At 65.6% G+C, this 4,310-nt stretch carries 5 protein-coding genes; 3 read left to right on the plus strand and 2 right to left on the minus strand.

The genetic code is table 11. The features are described 5' to 3' along the window. Positions 1 to 1,342 (plus strand): ABC-F family ATP-binding cassette domain-containing protein (locus JOZ76_RS35800; RefSeq protein WP_291706089.1); only part of this gene is annotated, 1,342 nt, incomplete at its 5' end. A 115-nt stretch (positions 1,343 to 1,457) separates the two neighbouring features. Here JOZ76_RS35800 and JOZ76_RS35805 read toward each other — a convergent pair. Both JOZ76_RS35805 and JOZ76_RS35810 read right to left on the minus strand, forming a co-directional pair. Further along, positions 1,458 to 1,706: a hypothetical protein gene (locus JOZ76_RS35805; protein ID WP_291706090.1), complete on the minus strand. Its 249-nt coding sequence runs from the start codon at positions 1,704 to 1,706 to the stop codon at positions 1,458 to 1,460. 126 nt (positions 1,707 to 1,832) lie between these two features. Then, entirely contained in the window at positions 1,833 to 2,798 is a 966-nt protein-coding gene (locus JOZ76_RS35810; RefSeq protein WP_291706091.1) for an alpha/beta hydrolase, read from the minus strand. Positions 2,799 to 3,094: 296 nt separating this feature from the next. On the opposite strand from JOZ76_RS35810, the gene JOZ76_RS35815 reads away from it, so the two are divergent. Next, complete coding sequence (locus JOZ76_RS35815) at positions 3,095 to 3,532, plus strand: MarR family winged helix-turn-helix transcriptional regulator (protein WP_291706092.1); 438 nt, start codon at positions 3,095 to 3,097, stop codon at positions 3,530 to 3,532. Continuing rightward, positions 3,529 to 4,302 carry an enoyl-CoA hydratase gene (locus JOZ76_RS35820; protein ID WP_291706093.1) on the plus strand — a complete coding sequence of 258 codons (774 nt, stop codon included), beginning with the start codon at positions 3,529 to 3,531 and terminating at the stop codon, positions 4,300 to 4,302. Before JOZ76_RS35815 ends, JOZ76_RS35820 begins: the two co-directional genes overlap by 4 nt. The last annotated feature ends 8 nt before the right edge of the window (positions 4,303 to 4,310 follow it).

The following is a 4,310-nucleotide window of genomic DNA, read 5'->3' on the forward strand; positions in this document are numbered from 1 at the left end:
GGTTGCGTCCGAGCTGAAGGAGCTCGAATCGGCGATGGCCGATCCTGATCGCGCGGACGAGATGGACGACATCATCGCCCGCTATGGCGAGGTGCAGGCGCGTTTCGAGGAGCTCGACGGCTATGCGCTGGAGGGGCGCGCGCGGGAAGCACTGGCCGGGCTCGGTTTCAGCCAGGAGATGATGGACGGCGATGTCGGCGCGCTCTCGGGCGGCTGGAAGATGCGCGTGGCGCTGGCGCGCATCCTTCTGATGCGGCCCGACGTCATGCTGCTGGACGAGCCGAGCAACCATCTCGATCTGGAAAGCCTGATCTGGCTCGAGCAGTTCTTGAAGGCCTATGACGGCGCGCTGCTGATGACCTCGCACGACCGCGCGTTCATCAACCGGGTCATCACCAAGGTGGTGGAGATCGATGCCGGCCAGCTCACCACCTACACCGGCGACTACGAATTCTACCAGCAGCAGCGGGCGCTGAGCGACAAGCAGCAGCAGGCGCAGTTCGAGCGCCAGCAGGCGATGCTCGCCAAGGAGATCAAGTTCATCGAGCGCTTCAAGGCCCGCGCATCCCATGCCGCCCAGGTGCAGAGCCGGGTCAAGAAGCTCGACAAGATCGAGCGCGTCGAGCCGCCGCGGCGCCGCCAGACGGTCGCCTTCGAGTTCCAGGTCGCGCCGCGCTCTGGCGAGGATGTCGCGACGCTGAAGAATGTCCACAAGGGTTACGGCAGCAGAACGATCTACCAGGGGCTGGATTTTGCGATCCGCCGCAGGGAGCGCTGGTGCGTAATGGGCGTCAATGGCGCCGGCAAATCGACGCTGCTGAAACTGGTGGCGGGGGCGACCGAGCCGGACGATGGCGCCGTGTCGGTCGGCGGCAGCGTCAAGATGGGTTACTTTGCGCAGCATGCAATGGATCTGCTCGACGGCGAACGCACGGTGTTCCAGTCGCTGGAGGACGCCTTCCCGCAGGCCGGGCAGGGCTCGCTGCGAGCGCTCGCCGGCTGCTTCGGCTTTTCCGGCGATGACGTCGAAAAGCGGTGCCGCGTTCTGTCCGGGGGCGAGAAGGCACGGCTCGTGATGGCAAAGATGCTCTATGACCCGCCCAATTTCCTGGTGCTGGACGAGCCGACCAACCATCTCGATCTGGCGACCAAGGAGATGCTGATCGCGGCGCTGTCGGAGTTCGAGGGCACGATGCTGTTCGTCTCCCACGATCGCCACTTCCTGGCCGCGCTCTCCAACCGCGTGCTGGAGCTGAGCGCAGATGGCATCCACCAATATGGCGGCGGCTACACCGAATACGTCGCGCGCACCGGCCAGGAGGCGCCCGGCCTGCGGAACTGACCGGCAGCGGTGCGCGGTGAAATGAGCTTTAACTGGAGCTGCACCCACTCCCCTCGTGGGCGGTCACTAACCCGCCCCGGATCGATACGGGGCGGGGTGGTGATGAGGGGCTTTCCTAGCCGCCGGCCTCGCACTTCTTCATGAAGCTCGATTTTGCGGCGCCGGCAAGTTTCTTGCCGTCGGAGCCGACGGCCTTGGTCTCGCAGGCATCGTGGTTGCACTTCTTCATGAACGAGGTTTTTGCGGCGCCGGCGAGCGGCTTGCCGTCCTTGCCGACCGCCTTGGCGTCGCAGGAGGCGTCCTGCGCGAAGGCCGAACCGGCAGCAAAGGTCGCGAGCACCGCAACCAGGAAAAACTTCTTCATGGCGTTTCCTCCAATGTTTTTTGGGAGCTGGATAGTCCGCAGATTGGAACTTGAAATCGTGACGCGATCAAGCTCGGAAGGCTGAACATTCGTTCAGATAGCCAATGTCTTCACAGGCGGCTCGCCTCAGAGCGAAGCCACAAGCAACTTCTTGAAATCGGCACGCACCCGCTGAGCCTCGGCACGTGCGGTGTCGCAAGCCTCTCCAAGGCCGAAATAGCCGTGGATCAGCCCAAAGCCCTGGTGGTGCGTGGCCGCAACGCCGGCCGCCGCCAGCGCTTTCGCATAGGCCACGCCTTCGTCGCGCAGCGGATCGAACCAGGCGGTGCAGACGACCGCTGGCGCCACGCCCGCAACATTTTCCGCGCGCAGCGGCGAGACGCGCCAGTCCGCGCCGTCGGCCCTGTCGGCAAGGTAATGCCCACAAAACCATTCCATGACGCCACGCGAGAGAAAATAGCCCTCGGCATTTTCGGCGCGCGAGGGAAAGCGCGCGTTCTCTTTCGGGTCGGCGAAGCCGCCCAGCGTGTCGGTGACCGGATACACCAGCATCTGTCCGGCCAGCGTGATTCCGGCATCGCGGCAGGCGATTGCGGTGCAGGCCGCCAGATTGCCGCCGGCGCTGTCACCGGCGACTCCGAGGCTGTTGGCGATGCCGCCGAATGCGTCGATGCGGCGCGCGACGTCGGAGGCGGCTGCGAAGGCATCCTCGAATGCGCCGGGAAAACGCACCTCGGGCGGCCGCCGGTAGTCGACCGAGACGACCACCGCGCCGGTCTCGATCGCGAGATAACGGGCCTGACGGTCATGGGTGTCGAGGTCGCCCGCGACCCACCCGCCGCCATGGAAGAACACGACGGTCGGGGCTCGTGCGTCGGAGACGCGATAGACACGCGCGGCAATCGGCCCGGCTGCGCCGTTCACTGCGATCTCTTCGACGCTTCCGACCGCCGGCGGAGCAACCGCGGCCCGCGAGGCGGCGAGCGCGCGCAATGCATCGCGGGCGCTTTGCGGCGTCATCGTTCTGGGGTCTCGCAGCGGAAGCTGCGGGATGATCTGGGCAACGACGGGATCAAGCGGCGGTGCGGGCATGCTGGGTCCTCTTTTTCTTATTGTCGTCCAGTGGTCGTTTTCTAACGATAGGGGCGATGTCCCACAGCGGCAATCGGATAGCGTGGCTTAGACGTCGCGCTTTATCGCCGCGCTCGCGCGGATGCTGACGGCCAGCGACGCCAGCGAATGTCACGTCCCGGCCGAACAAACTTGGACGTCTGGCTTCAGGAAGGGGGGACGCCGCGGGCCGGAGTGTCGGTCGACCATCATGTTTTCGCGTGACTTGTGCGTCTGGATCGGTTTATATTTCGCATACGAAATATATCGAGCCCGAGATGAGTGGCGGCCCCAATCATCGCCTGATCTACCTGCTCAGCGTCGCGCAGCGGCGCTTGCAGCGCTTTGCGGCGTCGCGCTCGGAAGACGGCATCTCGCCCGCGCAGACCGGGCTGCTGTTCGTCCTCGGCAAGGAGGATGGCGTGTTGATGGGCGAGGCGGGTGCCGCGCTCGACCTCGGACCCGCAGGGATCAGCGGGCTCGTGGATCGCATGGCGGCCGCAAGACTGGTCGAGCGGCGGGCCGACGCCGCGGACGGGCGGGCGTGGCGCATCCATCTGACTGACAAAGGGCGCGCCATGCTGGCACGCGCGCGGACCGAAACGGCCGAACTCAACGCCAGGCTCGCGGAGGGATTTTCGCGCGAGGAGATCGATATCGTGGCACGCTGGCTGTCGAGTTTTCAGAGCAAGTTTCCAACAAGGAGAGACGAATGACCGAACATGTCGTAGTCGAGAAGGACAAGGGGATCCTGACGCTGACCCTGGCGCGGCCTGACAAGAAGAACGCCTTGACCAATGCGATGTATGGCAAGCTGGCGGACGCGATCGAGGCCGCCGAGACCGATACGGCCGCACGCGTCATCCTGATCCGCGGGCAGGGCGATATGTTCACCGGGGGTAATGACGTCGGCGAGTTTGCCGCCATTGCGGCAGGCGGCGGGCGCGGTGAGCAGCACGTGCACCGCTTCCTGCGCGCGCTCGTTGAGTGCAGCCGTCCCTTGATCGCGGCCGTCCAGGGCCGCGCGGTCGGCATCGGCACCACGATGCTGCTCCATTGCGACCTCGTCGTGCTTGCCGACAACGCGCTGTTGTCGACGCCCTTCGTCAGCCTCGCGCTGGTACCGGAAGCCGCCTCGAGCCTGCTCTTGCCGCTGCGGATCGGGCATGGGCGCGCCTACGAGATGTTCGCGCTCGGCGAGACGGTGTCGGCCAAGAATGCGCTCGACTGGGGCCTTGCGAACCGCGTCGTGCCGCTCGATAGGCTGTATCAAACGGCAGGTGAGCTTGCCGCGCGCCTCGCAGCACAACCGGTCGGCGCGCTCGCGGCCACCAAGCGGCTGATGCGAAGGGCCGACGCACTTGCGGCGCAGATTGCCGCGGAAAGCGAATGTTTCGCCGAACGGCTCAGGACCGCCGAGGCGCGCGAAGCCTTTACCGCCTTCGCCGAGCGCCGCCCGCCCGATTTCATGAAGCTCGCGAGCTAGCCGAGCAG

The organism is Bradyrhizobium sp. (assembly GCF_019244115.1).
In the GTDB taxonomy this organism is placed as follows: domain Bacteria; phylum Pseudomonadota; class Alphaproteobacteria; order Rhizobiales; family Xanthobacteraceae; genus Bradyrhizobium.

What these genes read in the sequence shown, in the direction of transcription:
- JOZ76_RS35815 (WP_291706092.1), top strand. Translation starts at nt 3,095, where the DNA reads ATGAGTGGCGGCCCCAATCATCGCCTGATCTACCTGCTCAGCGTCGCG.
- JOZ76_RS35805 (WP_291706090.1), bottom strand. Translation starts at nt 1,706, where the DNA reads ATGAAGAAGTTTTTCCTGGTTGCGGTGCTCGCGACCTTTGCTGCCGGT.
- JOZ76_RS35820 (WP_291706093.1), top strand. Translation starts at nt 3,529, where the DNA reads ATGACCGAACATGTCGTAGTCGAGAAGGACAAGGGGATCCTGACGCTG.
- JOZ76_RS35810 (WP_291706091.1), bottom strand. Translation starts at nt 2,798, where the DNA reads ATGCCCGCACCGCCGCTTGATCCCGTCGTTGCCCAGATCATCCCGCAG.